Annotated in this window: 18 protein-coding genes and 1 pseudogene; 10 read left to right on the plus strand and 9 right to left on the minus strand. The window is 69.0% G+C overall.

Annotated elements, in window-relative coordinates; genetic code table 11:
- Window positions 1-5: 5 nt before the first annotated feature.
- Window positions 6-566 (minus strand): nucleotide exchange factor GrpE, encoded by a 561-nt coding sequence (gene grpE / locus QJS31_RS35225; protein WP_282785576.1) that lies wholly within the window; start codon window positions 564-566, stop codon window positions 6-8.
- 50 nt (window positions 567-616) lie between these two features.
- Between grpE and QJS31_RS35230 the strand changes: the two genes are divergently transcribed.
- From QJS31_RS35230 to QJS31_RS35245, 4 genes are all read left to right on the plus strand, one after another.
- Complete coding sequence (locus QJS31_RS35230) at window positions 617-2,299, plus strand: Hsp70 family protein (RefSeq protein ID WP_282785577.1); 1,683 nt, start codon at window positions 617-619, stop codon at window positions 2,297-2,299.
- Window positions 2,300-2,309: 10 nt separating this feature from the next.
- Entirely contained in the window at window positions 2,310-5,333 is a 3,024-nt protein-coding gene (locus QJS31_RS35235) for a hypothetical protein (protein WP_306358827.1), read from the plus strand.
- 206 nt (window positions 5,334-5,539) lie between these two features.
- Window positions 5,540-6,484, plus strand: a complete 945-nt coding sequence (locus QJS31_RS35240) for a metallophosphoesterase (RefSeq protein ID WP_372341772.1) — start codon at window positions 5,540-5,542, stop codon at window positions 6,482-6,484.
- A 118-nt stretch (window positions 6,485-6,602) separates the two neighbouring features.
- On the plus strand, window positions 6,603-7,829 hold the full coding sequence (locus tag QJS31_RS35245; protein ID WP_306358829.1) for an XdhC family protein: 1,227 nt from the start codon (window positions 6,603-6,605) through the stop codon (window positions 7,827-7,829).
- A 59-nt stretch (window positions 7,830-7,888) separates the two neighbouring features.
- On the opposite strand, the gene QJS31_RS35250 is transcribed toward QJS31_RS35245, so the two are convergent.
- The 4 genes from QJS31_RS35250 to QJS31_RS35265 form a co-directional block, all read right to left on the minus strand.
- The gene (locus tag QJS31_RS35250) at window positions 7,889-8,032 is read right to left on the minus strand and encodes a hypothetical protein (protein ID WP_282785533.1); all 144 of its coding nucleotides are present in this window, start codon (window positions 8,030-8,032) and stop codon (window positions 7,889-7,891) included.
- A gap of 172 nt (window positions 8,033-8,204) precedes the next feature.
- Entirely contained in the window at window positions 8,205-9,647 is a 1,443-nt protein-coding gene (locus QJS31_RS35255; RefSeq protein ID WP_306358830.1) for a DUF1254 domain-containing protein, read from the minus strand.
- Window positions 9,648-9,998: 351 nt separating this feature from the next.
- Window positions 9,999-10,511, minus strand: a complete 513-nt coding sequence (locus QJS31_RS35260) for a nitroreductase/quinone reductase family protein (protein ID WP_282785531.1) — start codon at window positions 10,509-10,511, stop codon at window positions 9,999-10,001.
- Between the two features lie 88 nt (window positions 10,512-10,599).
- Complete coding sequence (locus QJS31_RS35265; protein WP_282785530.1) at window positions 10,600-10,947, minus strand: hypothetical protein; 348 nt, start codon at window positions 10,945-10,947, stop codon at window positions 10,600-10,602.
- Window positions 10,948-11,174: 227 nt separating this feature from the next.
- Here QJS31_RS35265 and QJS31_RS35270 point away from each other — a divergent pair, with 227 nt between their 5' ends.
- From QJS31_RS35270 to QJS31_RS35280, 3 genes are all read left to right on the plus strand, one after another.
- Window positions 11,175-11,492, plus strand: a complete 318-nt coding sequence (locus QJS31_RS35270) for a helix-turn-helix domain-containing protein (protein WP_282777634.1) — start codon at window positions 11,175-11,177, stop codon at window positions 11,490-11,492.
- Window positions 11,489-12,436: an integrase core domain-containing protein gene (locus tag QJS31_RS35275; protein ID WP_306358831.1), complete on the plus strand. Its 948-nt coding sequence runs from the start codon at window positions 11,489-11,491 to the stop codon at window positions 12,434-12,436. Before QJS31_RS35270 ends, QJS31_RS35275 begins: the two co-directional genes overlap by 4 nt.
- A gap of 68 nt (window positions 12,437-12,504) precedes the next feature.
- Window positions 12,505-13,107, plus strand: a complete 603-nt coding sequence (locus QJS31_RS35280) for a hypothetical protein (protein ID WP_282784331.1) — start codon at window positions 12,505-12,507, stop codon at window positions 13,105-13,107.
- Between the two features lie 33 nt (window positions 13,108-13,140).
- Here QJS31_RS35280 and QJS31_RS35285 read toward each other — a convergent pair whose 3' ends face one another.
- Complete coding sequence (locus tag QJS31_RS35285) at window positions 13,141-13,359, minus strand: hypothetical protein (RefSeq protein ID WP_306358832.1); 219 nt, start codon at window positions 13,357-13,359, stop codon at window positions 13,141-13,143.
- Between the two features lie 82 nt (window positions 13,360-13,441).
- Between QJS31_RS35285 and QJS31_RS35290 the strand changes: the two genes are divergently transcribed.
- Window positions 13,442-13,852 (plus strand): RidA family protein, encoded by a 411-nt coding sequence (locus QJS31_RS35290; protein ID WP_306358841.1) that lies wholly within the window; start codon window positions 13,442-13,444, stop codon window positions 13,850-13,852.
- 29 nt (window positions 13,853-13,881) lie between these two features.
- Here QJS31_RS35290 and pip read toward each other — a convergent pair whose 3' ends face one another.
- The 3 genes from pip to QJS31_RS35305 all read right to left on the minus strand — a co-directional run bounded on the left by pip (window position 13,882) and on the right by QJS31_RS35305 (window position 16,484).
- Window positions 13,882-14,841 (minus strand): prolyl aminopeptidase, encoded by a 960-nt coding sequence (gene pip / locus QJS31_RS35295; protein WP_306358833.1) that lies wholly within the window; start codon window positions 14,839-14,841, stop codon window positions 13,882-13,884.
- Between the two features lie 207 nt (window positions 14,842-15,048).
- A complete protein-coding gene (locus QJS31_RS35300; RefSeq protein WP_282784325.1) occupies window positions 15,049-15,447 on the minus strand; it encodes a VOC family protein in 399 nt (132 codons plus the stop codon).
- Between the two features lie 62 nt (window positions 15,448-15,509).
- Window positions 15,510-16,484 carry a YafY family protein gene (locus QJS31_RS35305; RefSeq protein WP_282784323.1) on the minus strand — a complete coding sequence of 325 codons (975 nt, stop codon included), beginning with the start codon at window positions 16,482-16,484 and terminating at the stop codon, window positions 15,510-15,512.
- A gap of 63 nt (window positions 16,485-16,547) precedes the next feature.
- Here QJS31_RS35305 and QJS31_RS35310 point away from each other — a divergent pair, with 63 nt between their 5' ends.
- Both QJS31_RS35310 and QJS31_RS35315 read left to right on the plus strand, forming a co-directional pair.
- The gene (locus QJS31_RS35310) at window positions 16,548-16,901 is read left to right on the plus strand and encodes a nuclear transport factor 2 family protein (protein ID WP_195147649.1); all 354 of its coding nucleotides are present in this window, start codon (window positions 16,548-16,550) and stop codon (window positions 16,899-16,901) included.
- 42 nt (window positions 16,902-16,943) lie between these two features.
- A pseudogene (locus QJS31_RS35315) lies at window positions 16,944-17,357 on the plus strand (acyl-CoA dehydrogenase family protein); the annotation flags it as partial.
- Window positions 17,358-17,481: the final 124 nt, after the last annotated feature.

Consider the following 17,481-nt stretch of genomic DNA (forward strand, 5'->3'; position numbering starts at 1 on the left):
CTGTTCTAGTTTTGCGGCGCGGCTGCGGAGCGGTGCCGCCGCACCACCACCCGTGCCGGACGCACCGACCGCTCCGCCACCAGCAGCCCCGGCGCCACCACCGCATCGACGGTGCGGTCCGCCGCCGGATCTTCGGTGGCCGTCACCTCGGCGGCCTCCATGGTCAGCGCGTCGAACGCCGCTCCGGGCTCCGGTTCCACGAGTCGCCCACCGCGCCCGGTGAGCAGACGCTCCACCCGCCCCGCGAAGGTCTCGAACGCGGCCCGCTCGGTCTCGGATCCCGCCGTGTCCGCGAGCGTCCGAGCGTCGCCGTAGAGCGCGAACAGCTCCACCACCAGCGGCAGATCCGCCCCGGCCCGCTCCCGCTGGGCTCGGATCTTGGCCTCGTCGGCCAACCGCTCGATGGTGCCCGCCTGCCGGGCGATCACCCGGGCGAGATCGTCCACGCGCTCGAGCACCCGCTCGGTGAGGTGGTCGGTCACCGGCGCGGACACATCCGGTCCGGGTTCGGTATCGGTCGTCGCGTCGGTCTCGGATTGCCCGGCGGCTGCGGCGGATTCGGTCACCGGCAAACTGTATCGCCGCCGTCGGATTTCGGCTGCTACGATCGCCAGCCATGGGGGTCTTCGGCATAGACCTGGGCACGACGAATTCCGCTATCGCACGTATCGACGCGGATGGTCGCCCAGAGGTTCTGGTTGGGTTGAACGGTGAACCGACGGTCCCCTCGGTGGTCCTGTTCGCCTCCGCGAACGACCACGTGGTCGGCGAGGGCGCGCGACGGCAGGCCCGACTGGATCCGGAGCACGTGTGCGCCCTGGTGAAGCGCCGGATGGGCGATGCGGACTGGCGGTTCATGGCGCACGGGCAGGCGTGGTCGGCGCCCGCGGTGTCCTCGCTGATCCTCAAGAGCCTCGCGGCCGACGCGGAATTCGCGGGGGCGCAGCCGGTGCAGCGGGTGGTCGTCACCGTGCCCGCGTACTTCGGCGACGAGGAACGCCGTGCCACCATGCAGGCCGGAAGTTACGCCGGATTCGACGTGGCCGGCGTGCTCTCCGAACCCATCGCGGCCGCGCTGTCCTACGGTTTCGGGCGGCTCGACGGCAGCCTCGATGTCGGCAAGGGCGACACCCGCGAAACCGTCCTCGTCTACGACCTCGGCGGTGGCACCTTCGACGCCACCGTCATCGAACTGGCCGACCGGCGCATCTCCGTGCTCGCGGTGGAGGGCGACCATCAGCTGGGCGGTGCGGATTGGGACGAGCGCATCGCCCTGCACCTGTCGCAGCGGTTCTGCGCGGAGCATCCGGAGGCCGAGGATCCGCTGGACGATTCGGCCGGATCGCAGATGCTGGTGCTGGCCGCCGAACGCGCCAAACACGAACTGAGCGAGGCCGAGAGCACCGAGGTGGTGGTCGCCCACGACGGGGTCCGCGCGGTCGTCACGCTCACCCGCGCCGAGATGGAGGCCATGACCGCCTCGCTCATGCGCCGCACCCTCGACCTCACCAAGGCGTGCCTGGCCGCGGCCGGGCAGCGCGGTGTGCACGCCGTGGACCGGGTGCTGCTGGTCGGCGGCTCCTCCCGCATGCCCATGGTGGCGCGGGAATTGCAGCGTGAACTGGGCCTGGTGGGCGAACTGCGCGACCCGGACCTGTCGGTGGCGCGCGGCGCGGCACTCTACGGCGAGAAGCTGGAGATGGAACGCCTGGTGGTCGCCGACCTGGTGACTCGCGGGCGGCTGCGCGACGGCGCGGAACTGCGCGAGGCGTCCCCGGCCGATCTGGAGCAGTCCATCGCGCGGGTGGCCGATTCCTTCGGACAACCGGTGGGCCTGGTGCGGCGCATGCTCGAGATCCGGGTCGACACCGTGGTGTCGCGCGGATTCGGCGTGCTGGCGCTGGACCCCTACAGCGGCCTGGCCGCCAGCTGGCTGGTGCACCGCAATCAGACCCTGCCCATTCGGGTGCGCCGCTCCTACGGCACCGTGCGCGCCGATCAGGATCAGATCGAACTCACCATCGTCGAACAGCAGGGCCAGGCCGCCTCCATGCGGCCCGAGGATGCGAAAGTCTTGGTGGAGGGTCATATTCGCAATATTCCGCCCGGCTATTCGGCGGGCAGCGAAGTGCAGGTCACCTTCGAGATGGGGTTCGACGGGGTCTTGCACGTCACCGCCTATCACGTGGAGGCGCGCATGCCGCTGACCCTGTCGGTGCAGACCGGCGCGACCCTGTCGCAGGCGGATGTGGCACGCGAACTGGACCAGTTGCAGCGCACCCGCCGCCGCCCCGCCTAGGCGAGAACAGATGCAGCCCTTCAGCCCCAACGACTATCGCAAACGCGTGCTCGCCGCCGTGGAGCGCCGCGGCGGCCTCGAGCATTCGGATGCCTTCGAGCTCTACGACATTCCGCTCGACGAGGCGACCACGCTCACCGACACCGAGGTGGAAGCGCGGATCGAGCAGGTGTGGGGCTTCTGGCAGAAGCAGCGCGACCATCCGAAGTACCGGGTGCTGGTCGGGCTGCTGGTGGACGGCCACGAAGAGCTGTCGTACCCCCTGCTGTCGGCGGCCGCACGGCGGGTGGAGGCCGATCGGGTACGGCAGCTACGGGCGCGGCGCGAGGGCGAGCGCTACGAGATGCTCGACACCGCCATCGAACGAATGGTGAACCGACACGGCGGAATTCCCGCCGCGAAGCTCCCCGGCCTCGAGGATATCGGCAAGCTCAGCGGACTCGACGCCGACGAGATCGCCGCCCGGCTGCGCCGACACCGGATTCTCGACGAAACCCCCACGGCCGCAGCGCCGCTCACGACCGAGGTGACCGCGCAGCGGCGTCAGCAGATCCGCCAGCTGCTCACCGAGTACGAACGCCTGCTCCCCGGCGACCCCGTTCCGACCCTGCTCGTGCTGCTCGGTCTGGACTACGCCCGCGCCCACGAGACCGCCGAGATCCGGCTGCGTGCCGAAGCGCTGCGCGCCCGCACCCGCGAACTGCCCCCCGGTCGCGTCCGCGTGGTCCTGGACGAACTGCTGGTACACGTCCAGGATCTGCTCGAACCCGGCGGCCACACCGTCGACGACTATCTGCGCGCCATCGCCGCCGACGTCGCCGACCAACTGCGCCCCCAGGTCCGCGCCGCCATCCTGGTGGAAGACCAACTGGTGGAAGCGGATTACGACTTCCTGGTGCACGAGGCCATCGCGGGCGGACTGGACCACTCAACGGCGCAGCAGGTGGTCATCGGGCTCGCGACCGAGCTGGGATCCACCGTGGAGGGCGTCACGGGGGTGCCGGACGCTCGGGGGACGTCTGCACCGGGTGTCGGGCGGGGTGGCGCGGCCCACGACGGATCGCACCGGGAAGCGGCGCAAGGCGATTCGGCCCACGGCGCCTCGCGGAGAGGACCGGAACCGGACGGTTCGGCGCATGGGTCCGCTCACACCACCGAGGCACCTGACGGTGCGACGCAAGGATCCGGATACCGCTCCGGGGGACAGGGCGGTGCGGCGCAGGGGTTCGGATACGACGGTGGGGGACAAGGCGGTTCGGCGCAGAGGTCCGGATACGGCACCGGGGCACAGGGCGGTTCTGTCCACGGTTTCCCGCATGGCGGTGCGGCGCGGGACGCTTCGGGTCACGGCTCCGACCGCCGCGGTTCGACATCCGGGGGCGGGTACGGCACTACCTCCGCGAGTCCGCACCCACGCGCCTGGGAGGAACCCCTGAAGGCCGCACGGGCCGCGCTGCGCGCCGGGCATCCGCGCAAGGCCGCCCACCATGTGGAGCGGGCGCGGCGTGCGGTCGACGCCGACGGCACCGGTATGACCTCGGTGCGCCCCGTGGCCGAGCAGGTGGATCGGGTGCTCGCCGAGGCGGTGGTCCGATGGCGTTCGGCCACCGTCGGCTGCGCGGGCAAACGCTATGTCGAGGCCCTCGACCACCTGCAGTATCTGGAGCGCCATGCCTCCGACGTCCCCAATCCGCAAGGTGGCGCGGATCTTTCGCAGCTCCTCGCGGAGGCCCGCGCCGCCATCGCCGACGCGGACCAGCTGCTCGCCGCCGCCCCCACCGGCCCCCTCGACACCCGCATGCGCGCCATGCGTGCGGTCCTCGAGCTCTGCGCCGACCACACCGGCGCTCGCGCCGCCCTCGCCGCCGTACCCATCGACCCGCCCGGTGCGCTCACGGCCATCCGTCAACCCGACGGCACCGTGACCCTCACCTGGGCACCCTCACCCACCGCGGATGTCGAATACCGCGTCACCCGCCTGCAACCCGATGACACCTGGCGGGTGGTCGGCCGCACCCGCACCACCGAACTCGAGGACGGCGGCGCCCCCGACGGACCGCTCCCGGTCTACGGCGTGGTCGCCACCCTGTCCGGCCGCAGCTCGGACATGAGCCGAACCGACGCCCCGAGCACGCCGCCGCCGACCCCCGCCGCGACCCCATCGATTCCCGGCCGCATCGACATCACCCGCCCGGACCGCCGTGCCGCGCGAGCCGCCGCCCGCGCGAACGCCGCCGCGGGTGCGGGTACGGGCGCTGCTCCGTCGAGCGCTGCTGGCTCGGGTACCGCCGCGGACGCGAGTGCTGCTGCGGACGTGAGTGCTGCTGCGGACGTGAGTGCTGCCGCGGACGTGAGTGCTGCTGCGGACGTGAGTGCTGCTGCGGACGTGAGTGCTGCTGCGGACGCGAGTACCTCCGCTGGTTCGGGTACCGCTGCTGGCTCGAGTACCGCCGCGGACGCGAGTTCCGCGGCCGGCGTGAGTGCTGCCGCTGGCTCCGGTACCGCCGCCGCTGGCCCGAGCGCCGCCACCTGTGCGAGTCGCACAGCGATCCCGGCGACCGCGACCGATATGAGCACCGGAGCCGCCACACCGCTCGCTCCAGGTGGGGCGGGCACTGCCCCTGCCACGACCGGTGCGGCCGCGGCTGATGCCTCCGTGGGTGCGGGCGCGTCGACCGGTGCCGGTGCCCACCCGGGGGCCGCGACGTCGCCGGAACCCGCACCCAGTGGCATCCCCGTGGTCGAGAACCTCGCCATCCGCGGCGATGTGCTGACCTTCGACTGGCCGCTCGGCGTCACCGAGGTCATGGTCGTGGTCCGCACCGATTCCCCGCCGGTCGCCCCCGACGATCCCGATGCCCGCGCCTGGAAGCTCACCAACACCCGCTACCAGATCGACGGCGGCGTCCGCCTGCCCGCCGATATCCCGCGCCCCTGCCATATCGCCATCGCCTCCACCCGGCGTGAGCCCAACGGAATGCTCACGGTGGCGGTCGGGTTCGCGCCGTCCGCCCGCATCCGCTGGGAGTTGTGAGCCCGCACAGCCGTGGGCGGGTGATCAGCAGAGCCGTGGGCGGGGTAATCGCACAGTCGTGGGCGGCTGACCAGCACAGTCGTGGGCGGCTCGAGCAGCGTGCGACCGCGCATGGGAATCTGGTGGGAGCCGCCGCTGTTGCCGCAGGGAGTGCGTGCGGCGCGTGGTCGTGAGCAGAGAGGCGGAGCTGGGTGAATCCGAAGCTGATGGCGGTGAGCGACATCCATGTCGGTCATCAGGGCAACAAACCGGTGGTGGAGCGGATCCGGCCGGACTCGCCCGAGGACTGGCTGATCCTGGCCGGTGACGTGGGCGAGAAGACCGACGACATCCGCTGGGCGCTGGAAACCCTGCGCGGCCGCTTCGCCAAGGTGATCTGGGTGCCCGGAAACCACGAATTGTGGACCACCGCAAAGGATCCCGTGCAGATCCACGGCGCTCCCCGCTACGACTACCTGGTCTCGATGTGCCGCGACCTGGATGTGATCACCCCGGAGGACCCGTTCCCGGTCTGGACCGGCGCGGGTGCGGAGGAGTACGGCGGCGCGGTCACCCTCGCTCCGCTGTTCGTCCTCTACGACTATTCGTGGATGCCCGACGGTGCGCTCACCAAGGCGCAGGGCCTGTCCATCGCCCGGGACCGCAATGTGGTCGCCACCGACGAGTTCCTGCTCTCCCCGCAGCCGTACGCCACCCGCGACGCGTGGTGTCACGCCCGCGTGCAGTACACCCAGCGCCGCCTGGACGCGCTCGCCCCCGATACCCCGCTGGTGCTCATCAACCATTTCCCGCTGCTGCGCGACCCCACCAAGATGCTGTTCTACCCGGAGTTCGCGCTGTGGTGCGGCACCGAACTCACCGAGGACTGGCACATCCGCTACAACGTGGTGTGCTCGGTCTACGGTCACCTGCACATTCCGCGCACCACCTTCCACGAGGGCGTGCGCCACGAGGAGGTGTCGCTGGGCTATCCGCGCGAATGGCAGCGGCGCGGGCTGCCGGACCAGCTGCTGCGCCAGATCCTGCCGACGCCGCAGTACGGCCCGGACGATCTGAATGCCTGGGGCGGACACTTCAAGATCACGCCCGAGATGGAGAGGATGGCGGCGGAGATGCGGGCACAGGCCGACAAGCGGCGCGGACTGGCCTAGCGGAACTGGATTTCGCAGCTCGACGGCTTTCTGCCGGTATCGATCTATCGATAGCCGAATATTCGCCATATCCGCGCTGCGGCGTGCGTGCCGACCGCCTCGCTGTGATGATGGGGGAGTGCGCGAGCTGCTGCCGCAACTGCTCGACCGGGTCCGTCGCGGGCCGGTCGCGCTGGCACGCATTATCGACGTCACCGGCGCGGGACCCCGCGAGGTGGGTGCCGCCATGCTGGTCACCCCGTCGGGTGAGGTCATCGGTTCCCTGTCCGGCGGCTGCGTCGAATCGGCCGTGGTGGACTCGGCGGTCGCCGTGCTGCGCGGCGCGGACGCCGTTCTCGAACGCTTCGGCGTGGCCGACCCCGACGGTATCGCCGTCGGCCTGACCTGCGGCGGCGAGATGGAGATCCTCGTCGAGCGGGTCGACGCCGCGCAGCTGCCGCTGCTCGAGGCCCTGCATCGCGATATTTGTGCCGGTCACCCGGTCGCCCTGGTGACCAGCATCCATGCCAGCCCGTCCTGGCAGCTGCTCCACCCCGGCCCGATCGGTGCCCGACCCCGAGCTGCGTTGTCCCGTGACGCCCTGTCCGGTGACGCGCCGTCCCGTGACGCCCTGGCCGGTGACCCCCTGGCCGGTGACGCGCCCTCCCATGACACCACATCTCGAGACGGCCCGTTCCGAGCTGCCCCGGCCCCGCCCGATGAGGTCTCGCCTCCGTCCCGCGATGCCGTCGGCATGGCCCGGGCGGGGCGCACCGGTGCGATCGGCTCCGACGCATGCGATGACTCCGCCTTCCCGCCGCGCGCCTTCGTGCAGAGCTTCGGGCCGCCCGCCCGCATGATCCTGGCCGGAGCCAATGACTTCGTCCGCGCCCTCAGCCGCACCGCCGCCCAACTCGGCTACCGCGTCACCGTCGTCGACGCCCGCGAAACCTTCACCACCCCGGCCCGTTTCCCCGCCGCCCACGAGGTGGTCGTGGACTGGCCGCACCGCTACCTGCGCCGGGAACGCGAGGCGGGCCGACTCGACCCCCGCACCGTGGTCTGCGTTCTCACCCACGACCCCAAGTTCGATGTCCCCGTGCTCGGCGAGGCGCTCACCATCCCCACTCTCGCTTTCGTCGGAGCACTCGGTTCCCGTCGGACACACCACGACCGTCGCGCCCGTCTCATCGAGGCGGGTCTCACCACGGGGCACCTGCGCCGCCTCCACAGCCCGCTCGGTCTCGACCTCAACGCCCGCACCCCGGAGGAAACCGCCATCTCCATCGCGGCTCAGATCATCGCCGAGACCGGCGGCGCCTCGGCCCGCCCGCTGTCTGCTGTGGATGGTCCGATTCATTACTGAGGCAATGGTTAATGAGGCAATGGCTTTCGGCTGTGGTCGAGACGGCGGGGAGGTCGGCCTCAGCCGATCGCCCGGTCGACGAGTAGCAGGGCGGCGACGAGTCCGGCCGCCACCACCAGGGGATAGTTCCCCGATGCCGTGGTGTAGTCGAGCATCGACGCCACCAGGAGAATCGCGAGGATGAGGAAGAGAAGCCGCTTCACTGGATGCCCCCTTGACCGGCCTCCAGCATAGAAAACGCGGATTACTCAGTGCCACAGGTGAACTCGTTCGTGGCAGCGCCTGGACATCGATGGGGCGGGGGAGGGGCGGACCTGCCCTCCGGAATGGCCGTCCGGCGGCTGAATTACGCTGCCGGACGGCCGGTTCGGTGTGTCAGTCGCGGGTGACGGCGGGCGGGTTCCAGCTACCGTCGATGATCGCCTGATCGGGCCAGTAGAGCCGCAGCAGCATATTGAAGTCTCCGCTGGCAGGCGTGGGCAGCCAGTTGGATTCCTTGTCCGTGCCGGGGTTTTCGCGCTGAATATAGACGTCGACCGACCCGTCGGGACTCTTGGTCAGCCGTTCGCCCCGCACGGCGTAGCGGTTTGCCGGGTTGTCGACGAAGAATCCTTGTTCGTCGTACATGGTGAGCGACCAGAAGCCTTGCACGGGCGGGAGCTGGTCGGCGTCGAAGTGCAGCACATAGGAGTTCTCGGAGGTGAGCTGGGTGTTGCTCGCGTCGACGCGGGTGGCCGGATAGATCGCGTCCTGCGGCAGATTCGCACCGAGACCGGCGTAGGCGACGACCGCGCGGGCGGCGTAGTTGGTGCCGTAGTCGCCGATATCGCTGCGCGCGATCTTCCAGCCGTTGACTTCGTCGTTGCCGAGGTCGACCTCGATCTGCTCCAGCGCCTTCGGCCACGCCTGCTCCCACCGGGCGCGCTCGGCATCCGGGAGGGCGCTCAGGTCGAGCTTCGTCTCCGGGGACCAGCCGATGGACGCCAGCCGGTCGAGCAGGGTCTCGTCGCCGGGACGGGTCTGCGAGTGCGACAGGCTCGAGTAGTACAGCTCCCAGTACTGCTGCGGGGTCAGATCGTGGATGTACTTGGCGACCTCCTGGTCCCGGGGCCAGTCCGGATGCAGGTCGGTGTTGGGCGGGGGCGTGTAGGAGGTGCCGTAGGCGCTGAGCGGGACCGCGGTCATCCGGTCCTGGATGGCGATCACATTCGGTACGTCGTCGGGGCCATCCACCTGGATGCGGCCGATCATCCAGCCGGAATCGGTGGCGAGCCGGTATTCACGCACCCCCTCGGGCAGACTGCCCCGCCAGTCGGGACCGACCAGTGCGAATTCGTAACCCGACACGTCGTCGAGGGTCCTCGAACCCGGGGAGGCGTCGATATTGGTCCACATGTCCATGATCGGGAACAGGTGGTAGCGGTCGCCCATATCGGGAACGCTGATGATCAGCGGCTCCTGCGCGACATCGAAGAACATCGACGTGTAGAGGGTGTCGACATTGGGCCGCACGACGTTCTTGAACGTCGCGTCCGGGAGGAAGTGCAGTGGCGCGAGCTGATTCATCGGGGCCGCACCGATCAATGGATCCCGGGCCGGATAGTTGGTCGACTGCCGCCGCGTCACCTCCACCGCCACCAGGGGGTAGGTGTACACGTACGCCTGTACCGCCAGATCATCGGCGGTCGGAGCGGAGGCCCCGGTCGGCTCCGCCGATTCCGAGGAATTCGACGAGCAGGCCGCCGCCAGCGCGATCACCGCCACCAAGCCCATCGCGACCGCCGCCCTGCCGCGTCCAGATTTCGAACTGCTGATCACCGCATCCTCCTGTGTGGATCCGCCGAGCACAGTCGCGAGTGAGCCAGGTGGCTCACTCCTCGCGAGCGTAGCCGCTTCCTGCGTGCGGAGTTGGAACGACGAGGCCGTCGCGGCATTCCATGGCCTCCAGCGGTCAGCCGGCACACCTCCAGATGCAGTGTGGCGCATCAGCGATCTCGCCCCACCTCAGTCCGGAGGTGTCACGGCGATCACCGTAGACGTCGGTACCGACTTCTTCAGGGTGACCAGCAGCGGACAGTCTCGACCCGCTGCTGTCCGCGCGGTTGTCGACGCGGCCGATTACGAGCTGGCGGGTTCCTGATTCCGCTCGTCCCGAATCGGCTGGGGCGTTCAGCTCTCGTCGTCGAAGGTCAGCACGACCAGCGGTATCGGTCGGTCGACCTTGGACTGGAAGTCCGCCAGCAGTGGGTTCTCGGCCAGCGCCCAGGCCGCGAACTCGTCGTAGTCCGAGCCTTCCAGCACCTTCCCGGTTCCCTGATGGGTCTTACCCCGGAACTCGATGGTGACCCGCGGGTTCGCCTTGATGTTGTACCACCAGGCCGGGTACTTGTCCTCGATGAACGAGCTCACGTACATGGTGTCGCCCCGGTACAGGGGTCCCAGCGGAGTCGTGTGCCGCTTACCGCTCCTGGCCCCCGTGGTGGTGAGCAGGATGAGGTCCCCACCCGCGTAGGCACCGCCCACCTTGCCCGAGTTGTTCCGAAACTCCTCGATCACATCGGCGTTCCAGTCGGCGATGCCGCCTTCTTGGTCCCACGCCTGGTTCCACGGCGCGTTCGGGTCGTCGTAGTCGGTGATCGCGGGCTGATCCGGTTGTTCCGCAGTCGATTCGAAGTCGCTCATGATTCGATTGTGGCGCAGGGATAGGACAGATACTGTCCTAGTTCGGCGCGGGGCTCGAGATTTCTCGGTCGATGGCAGGAGAAGTACGTCACGCAGGACCGTTCACGGCCAGCAGGAAGCTGACGACCCCCACACCGATCAGCAGTGGAATCGCCAGCACTGGCCATATCAGCAAGGAACGCTTACGCGACCAACTCCGCGCCATCAGCACCAGTGCGACGCACCCGGCGCCAAGCGTTCCGAAAAACATCAGGCCAGCGCCTACGTCCACGTAGGTGCGGCACCGGTCGGTGCACGCGCTGGATTCTCCCCCGGGGGCACCGACGAAGCCGATCATCAGCGTCGCGGTCATTCCGGCGAACACCACGAATGCGAGCAGGGCCACTGCTGCGGTCAGGTCGACGGCACGCAAACCTGGTTTGCTGTCAAACTCCACGGCCGCAGCATAATCCGAAATGCGGGCGGGGGAAGTGCGGATCTTCGGCACCATGGGCGGCCCGAATGTCGGTGACTCAGTATGCGCCCCATGACAATCAACTCGTCGAGATGGAGGTCGTTGCGGCGGTGGTGGATGCTGATCGGGGGACAATCTGTCGCGCGTCAGACTTTGTGGCAGGGCCCGTTTCTTGCGGGCGTGACCTGTGAAGAGGAGTCTGATCGTTCATGGCGAGACCAGCGGCTGTGCCGGCCGAGGAGAAGGCCCGGATCGTGTTGTCGATCCTGGCCGGTGAGGTGAGTGTCGCCGAGGCGGCCCGGCGGGCGAAGGTGTCCGAGCAGTCGGTGGGGAACTGGAAGCGGCAGTTCCTCGAGGCCGGCCGCAGCGGCCTGGTAGCGGGGAAGTCCGGGTCCTCGACGCGCGAGCAGCAGCTCGAGGCCGAGATCGCGGACCTGACCCAGGCGTTGGGTGAAGCGCATCTGGCCGCGCGGGTGTGGAAGAAGTCCGCGGAGGGTCGGTTGGGCCCTTCGAGGACCTCGAGGTGATCCGCGTGTCCGCGGGCATGCCGACCACGAGGTTCTGTCAGGTGGTCGGTGTGCCCGAGCGGACGTGGCGGCGTCGGCAGGCGCGCGCCCGGTCCGGTGTGCCGGTGAAGGGGTCGTGGCCGCGTCCGGCCCGCGAAGCCGTGCGGGAGGCCGCGCGGCGGCATGCGCTGGCGCATCCGGCATGGGGGCATCGCAAGGTGTGGGCGATGTGCCGTCACGACGGGCACCGGGTCTCCCAGGCCACCGTGCTGCGGCTGCTGCGTGACGAGGGCCTGCTGTTGCCCGCGGCCTACCAGCGGGAGCGCCGCCAGCTCGCGCAGCGCCGCAAGGTGGCGTTCGCGACCGAGCCCACGGGCCCGAATCAGGTGTGGCAGTTGGACTTCAGTGAGTTCGAGACCACTGCCGGCGGGACGTGGCGCATCGCCGGGTGCCGGGACTACTGGTCGAAATACGAGCACCCCTGGCACGTGTCGCCGACTGCGAACCAGCACGACGCCATCGCCGCGATCGAGCTCGCCCTGGCCGACTACGAACAGCTGCACGGGCATGCGCTGATCGATGCCTGCGAGCGCGACACCGGCGGCAATGTTGTTGCGGCGGTGACGATCGTGACCGACAACGGTGGCCCGTTCCGGTCGTTCCGGTTCGAGGCGTTCATCGCCACCCACCCCGAGCTGGCCCATGTCCGCACCAGGGTGCGCAGTCCGGGCCAGAACGGTTCCCGCGAGCGAGGATTCGGGTCTCTGAAGTACGAGCGCCTGTTCCTCGAGGAGATCGATTCGGCGCTCGACCTCGTCGAGCACGCCGAGAAATACCGCATCGAGTACAACACCGTCCGCCCGCACGAGGCGATCGCCTGGAACCGGCCACACGACGTCCACACCGGGGGCGCCGACCCCTACGTCCCCAACTTTCCCGAACCCGAAAACCTGCCAACTACTTGACGCGGGACAAATCGATACCGGGAACATCTGTGGCCGATGGCGGTGACAGCGCAGCTAGGACGGATGACATGACCGATACCTTGGTGTTGGACGACTTTCTTCCCACTTACGACCACGTCGTCTCCGTTTCGCGGGTTTTCCGAGCGCCGCCCGCGGAGGTTTTCGAGGCGGCGGTTACCATCGATCTGTATCGACTTCCGCTCGCGCGATTGCTGATCGCGGCCCGTGGGCTACCGGCGCGGATCTCCGATGTGCGGGCGCGGCGGCGGGGCGAGGCGGTGCCGCCGGAACCGCCGACGTTTCGGGTGCGGGACCTACCGGAGCACGGTTGGATGCTGTTGGGTGAGCGCCCGCATTCCGAACTCGTCTTCGGCACCGTGACCAAACCCTGGCGTGCGCTCGGTGGTGAACCCGAGAAGCCTGTTACCGCGGAGAACTTCGCCGGTTTCGACGAGCCGGGGTTCGCCAAGATGGCCGAGAGCACCAGGGTCAGCCCCTATGGCGCCCACGCGTGCATCCTCACCCTGGAAACCCGCGTGGCGGCGACGGACGAGGACAGTCGGCGGCGATTCCAACGCTATTGGCGGTTGACCGGACCATTCATCGAACTGATCCGCCCGGCCGTGATGCGTGCCCTCGAGCGGAAGCTCTCACAGCCTGTCGCTGGGTGAGGATCGATTTCGCGGCACTACGCATCACGAAGATCACGCCGTGAATCTCCGGCGGTCGTACACCATGCCCGCTCCGTCGCCCCGCCCGGCCCAGGACGCGGCCAGCGCGCGCGTGGTGTGTCCGGCCAGATCGACCAGAACATGCAGGAAGAAGTAGCCGACGGCCAGGCACACCAGCGCGAGTATCAGCGCGGCGCGCCGTTCGGCAGGCGTGCGCACCGTCGCCCGGCTCCGCCGCCGCCTGTTCCGCATGAATCGAACCCTTGTCATTGGCTTGCGCGTCCGGTCTTCTGGTGGCATCGATGCATCGTCCGGCGTGCGACATGATGGCCACATGCCCGAACACATCACCCTCATCCGCTCCGGCATTCTTTCCGACACGGCTGAATATGCCTACGCCGCGACGGCTCCCGCCGGTGCGCGCTTGATCTTCATGGCCGGAGCCTGCCCCCTCGAGCCCGACGGTTCCACCGCCGCGGTCGGTGACTACGTCGGTCAGGCGCGGAAGGTCATGGCGAACCTGTGCGTCGCCCTTTCCGAAGCCGGTGCCCGTCTCGACGATGTGATCAGCACCCGCGTCTATGTTGCCTCCTCGAACCAAGCGGACCTGGTGGCGGTCTGGGAGGTGGTGAGAGACGCCTTCGACCCTCATGATCCACCGAGTACGTTGCTCGGCGTCACCGTGCTCGGGTACGACAATCAACTCGTCGAGGTGGAGGCTGTTGCGGCGGTGGTGGACGGCTGATCCACGGATTGCTCGGCCGCCGGGCGGACCTACGGCTCGGGCTGCTCGGCGAATGCGGCGATGGCCCGCATCATCGCCTGGATCATCGCGGGACCACCGTGCCCTTCGTCGTCGATCAGGACGAAGCGGGATCCCGGCCATGCCTTGTGCAATTCCCACGCGGTCGCCGCCGGTCCGCTGACGTCGAGCTTGCCCTGGATCAGCACTGCGGGAATGTGATGCAGTGCGGGCAGACCATCCCGCAGCGCTGACGGCGGTAGGAAGGCCGCGTGCTTCCAGTAGTGCACCACCAGTGTGGCGAACACCCGTCGCCACACCGGATCCTGCTCGTCGGCAGCCGGTTTCGCGCCGAGCGAGACGTGTGCGTCCTCCCAAGCCATCCAGGAGTCCACCGCCCGCGTCCGAACCTGTTCATCGGTGTCGGTGAGCAGGTCGTAGTAGGCGTCGACCAGGCGTTGGTCGGGCCGTGCACCGCCCGCGCCGCGAAAGGCGTCCCATTCGACGGGAAACAGCCGTCCCACCGTTTCGGTAATCCACTCCACCGCATCGGAATCGGTGAACGTGGTGGACATCAGCACCAACTGGTCGACCCGCCCCGGGTGGGCCTGCGCATACGCCAACGCCAGCGTGGTACCCCAGGAGACACCGTCGACGAGCCACGACCGTATGCCGAGATGCTCACGCAGGACCTCGATGTCGGCGATCAGATGCGCCGTGGTGTTCGTCGCCAGCGCGGCGGCGTCCGGGGTGACGAGCGGTCGGCTACGACCACAGCCACGCTGCTCGAAGCCGACGATCAAATACCTCTCCGGATCGAACCACCGCCGATAGCCGGACCCGATCCCCCCGCCCGGCCCACCGTGCAGATACAACGCGGGCTTCCCCCGGGGATTGCCGGTGCTCTCCCAATAGATCTCATGCCCATCACCGACAGGCAGCATTCCGCTCGTGTACGGCTCGATCGGTGCGAACAGCGCGGGTGTCGACACGGGTCGACCCTATGCCCCCGGGGCGCAGCCAACACGACGACCCCGAGAATGGAGCACGAACTCGCCGATTGTCTTTGGTCGATCCTCATCTTGGCTCATCGGTATGAGGTTGATATCGAAGCGGCCTTCTCCAGGACGATGGATGAGCTGAAGGAAGTCCTCTCGATTCGACTGCCGGAAGTTCGCGAGTAGCGCTGTCCGCGCGAACTATGTGCTCGACGGGCTCCCTACCGCTTCCACGCGGCGTCGCAGGAGGCAGAATTCGTTGCCCTCGGGGTCGGCCAGGACGTGCCAGGAGACGTCGGGGCCCTGGCCGATGTCGATGGGGCGGGCGCCGGCGGCCAGTAGGCGGTCGAGTTCGGTGTGTTGGTCGCGGTCGGTGGGGTTGAGGTCGAAGTGCAGGCGGAGTTTGGCGCGTTTGGGTTCGGGGTTGGGGAGGAACATGAGGGTGGGTTGGGGACCGCCGAATCCGGTGTCGGGCGGGCCTATTTCGAGGGCGCCGTCTTCCCAGCCGAGTTCCACGTAGCCGAGGACCTCGCACCAGAAGTCGCCCAGTCGTTGCGGGTCGGCGCAGTCGATGAGGAGTTGGGTGATTCGGCAGGCCATGGCGGTGACGCTACCTGGGCGGGATTGCCCCGGGTAGTCGTTTTCGGTGCTGGTCGGCGCGTTCAGGGGGATGCTTCGTAGTGGGCCACGATCGCGGCGGCGCGGTCGCGCAGCGAGGTGCGCAGCCATTGCGGCGCAAGGACTTCCGCACTGGTGCCGAGCTGCCACAGCGCCCATTCGGCATGTCTCGAATCCTGGAAGGTCACTTCCAGCCGGACCCAGCCGTCCGGGTCGTCGGCCTCGGTGCCGACCGACAGTGCGGTGCCCACCAATTCCGCCCGCCGCGCCGGATGCACCCGGGCCAGCACGGTGACCTGCTCGCCGCCGGTGCGGAAGCGGGTGGCGCGCTCCTCCCAGGCCCGCGCCAAATCGACGCGGTCCGGGCGCCGCGCGGGTTCGGGGAGCACTTCCGCCGCCCGGATCCGGGACAGCCGATAGGTGCGCTCCGCCCCGGACCGCGTGGCCATCAGATACCCCTGGCCGCGCACGGTGACCAGGCCGATCGGGTCCACCGTCCGCCACCGCGGCGTCTGGTCCACGGCGGCGTAGTGGATGCGCAGCCGGTACCCGGCGAATACCGCCCGCCGAACCTCGGCCCCGATCGCGTCGGGTACGTCCTCGGCGATCAGACGGCGCGCGAGCAGGTCGGTCTCCGGTTCGATGAGCAGCCGCTGCGCCGCGCCGGTCGCGGTGGCGCGATTGCTGTCCGGGAGCGCGTCGACCACCTTGCGCATGGCCGAGGACAGCGCCGTGCCGAGGCCGAAAGCCAGTGCGCCGCGCCGTGATCCGGCGACCAGCAGAGCGAGCGCCTCGTCGTGGTTGAGCCCGGTGAGTTCGGTGCGGAAGCCGGGCAGCAGGGCGAACCCACCCCGCCGCCCGCGTTCGGCGTACACCGGGATACCGGCCGCGGACAGCGCCTCGATATCGCGCAGCACCGTGCGGGTGGACACCTCGAGTTCGCGGGCGAGCGCGGTGGCGGACAGTCGACCGTGCTGACGCAGCAGCAGCACCAGCGAGACCAATCGGTCGGCGCGCATGCCGAGAACTCTATCGGAAATACCTGACAGAGGATGTCGTGTTTCGTTGGCAGGGTTATCGGCATGACAAACAACGACAAGGCCACCGACCCCAACGACCTGGGCAAGTACTTCATCGAACGCGCCAATGCGGGCGACGTCGACGGACTGGTGGCGCTGTACGAGCCGAATGCCGTCCTGGCCTTCCCGCCCGGCAGCCTCGCCACCGGGCACGCGGAGATCCGCAAGGTCTACGAGCAGTTCGTCGCGGCCGCGCCGGTGCTCACCCCGGGACGGCAGCATCCGGCGCTGGTGAGCGGCGACCTGGCGCTGACCGCGTCCACCCTCACCACCGGTGAGATCACCGTCGAGATCGCCCGGCGACAACCGGACGGATCCTGGCTGTGGGCCGTCGACCAGCCGGCACTCGAGGCGTAACGCGACGGCGGTGGGCCGGTACGGCTCGGCCCACCGCCGCCATCCTGGATGGCGGCGCGCGGAGTCCCCTTCGAACACGGCGAGGGGTCGATGGCCAAACTGGCGGCCAGCGAAATCGCCGTGCGGGCAACCGAACGCGCGATCCAGACGCTCGGCGGATGGGGGTACATCACCGACCATCCGGTGGAGAAGTGGTATCGAGACGCGAAGCTGTACACCATTTTCGAGGGCACCAGCGAAATCCAGCGCATTGTCATCGCCCAGGCGATGGGAGCCGCCGCGGGCCGCCCGCCCCTGCATATCGACCTCGAACCGTCGGGCGGGCCGCTGAACCGGCTGTTCGGACGCGGCACCCCGGCGCGCGGGCGGGCGGCCGCGGCGGCGCTCGGTATGCGTGACCGCGTGCCCGCTCCGGTCGTGCGGGCCGCGATGAAGGTGCGGCGGCCACCACGCTGAACCGGTCCACCTAGGTGGCGATTCGCTCCACCCTGGGCGGCGGCGCCCACCCCTCGGTGGGCTGATATCGGCGCTCCGGACGGCGGACAGTGGAACATGTCCCGCCCAGCAACCGGAGCCACCG

It is taken from the genome of Nocardia sp. CC213A (assembly GCF_030766805.1).
Taxonomy (GTDB): Bacteria; Actinomycetota; Actinomycetes; order Mycobacteriales; family Mycobacteriaceae; genus Nocardia; species Nocardia otitidiscaviarum.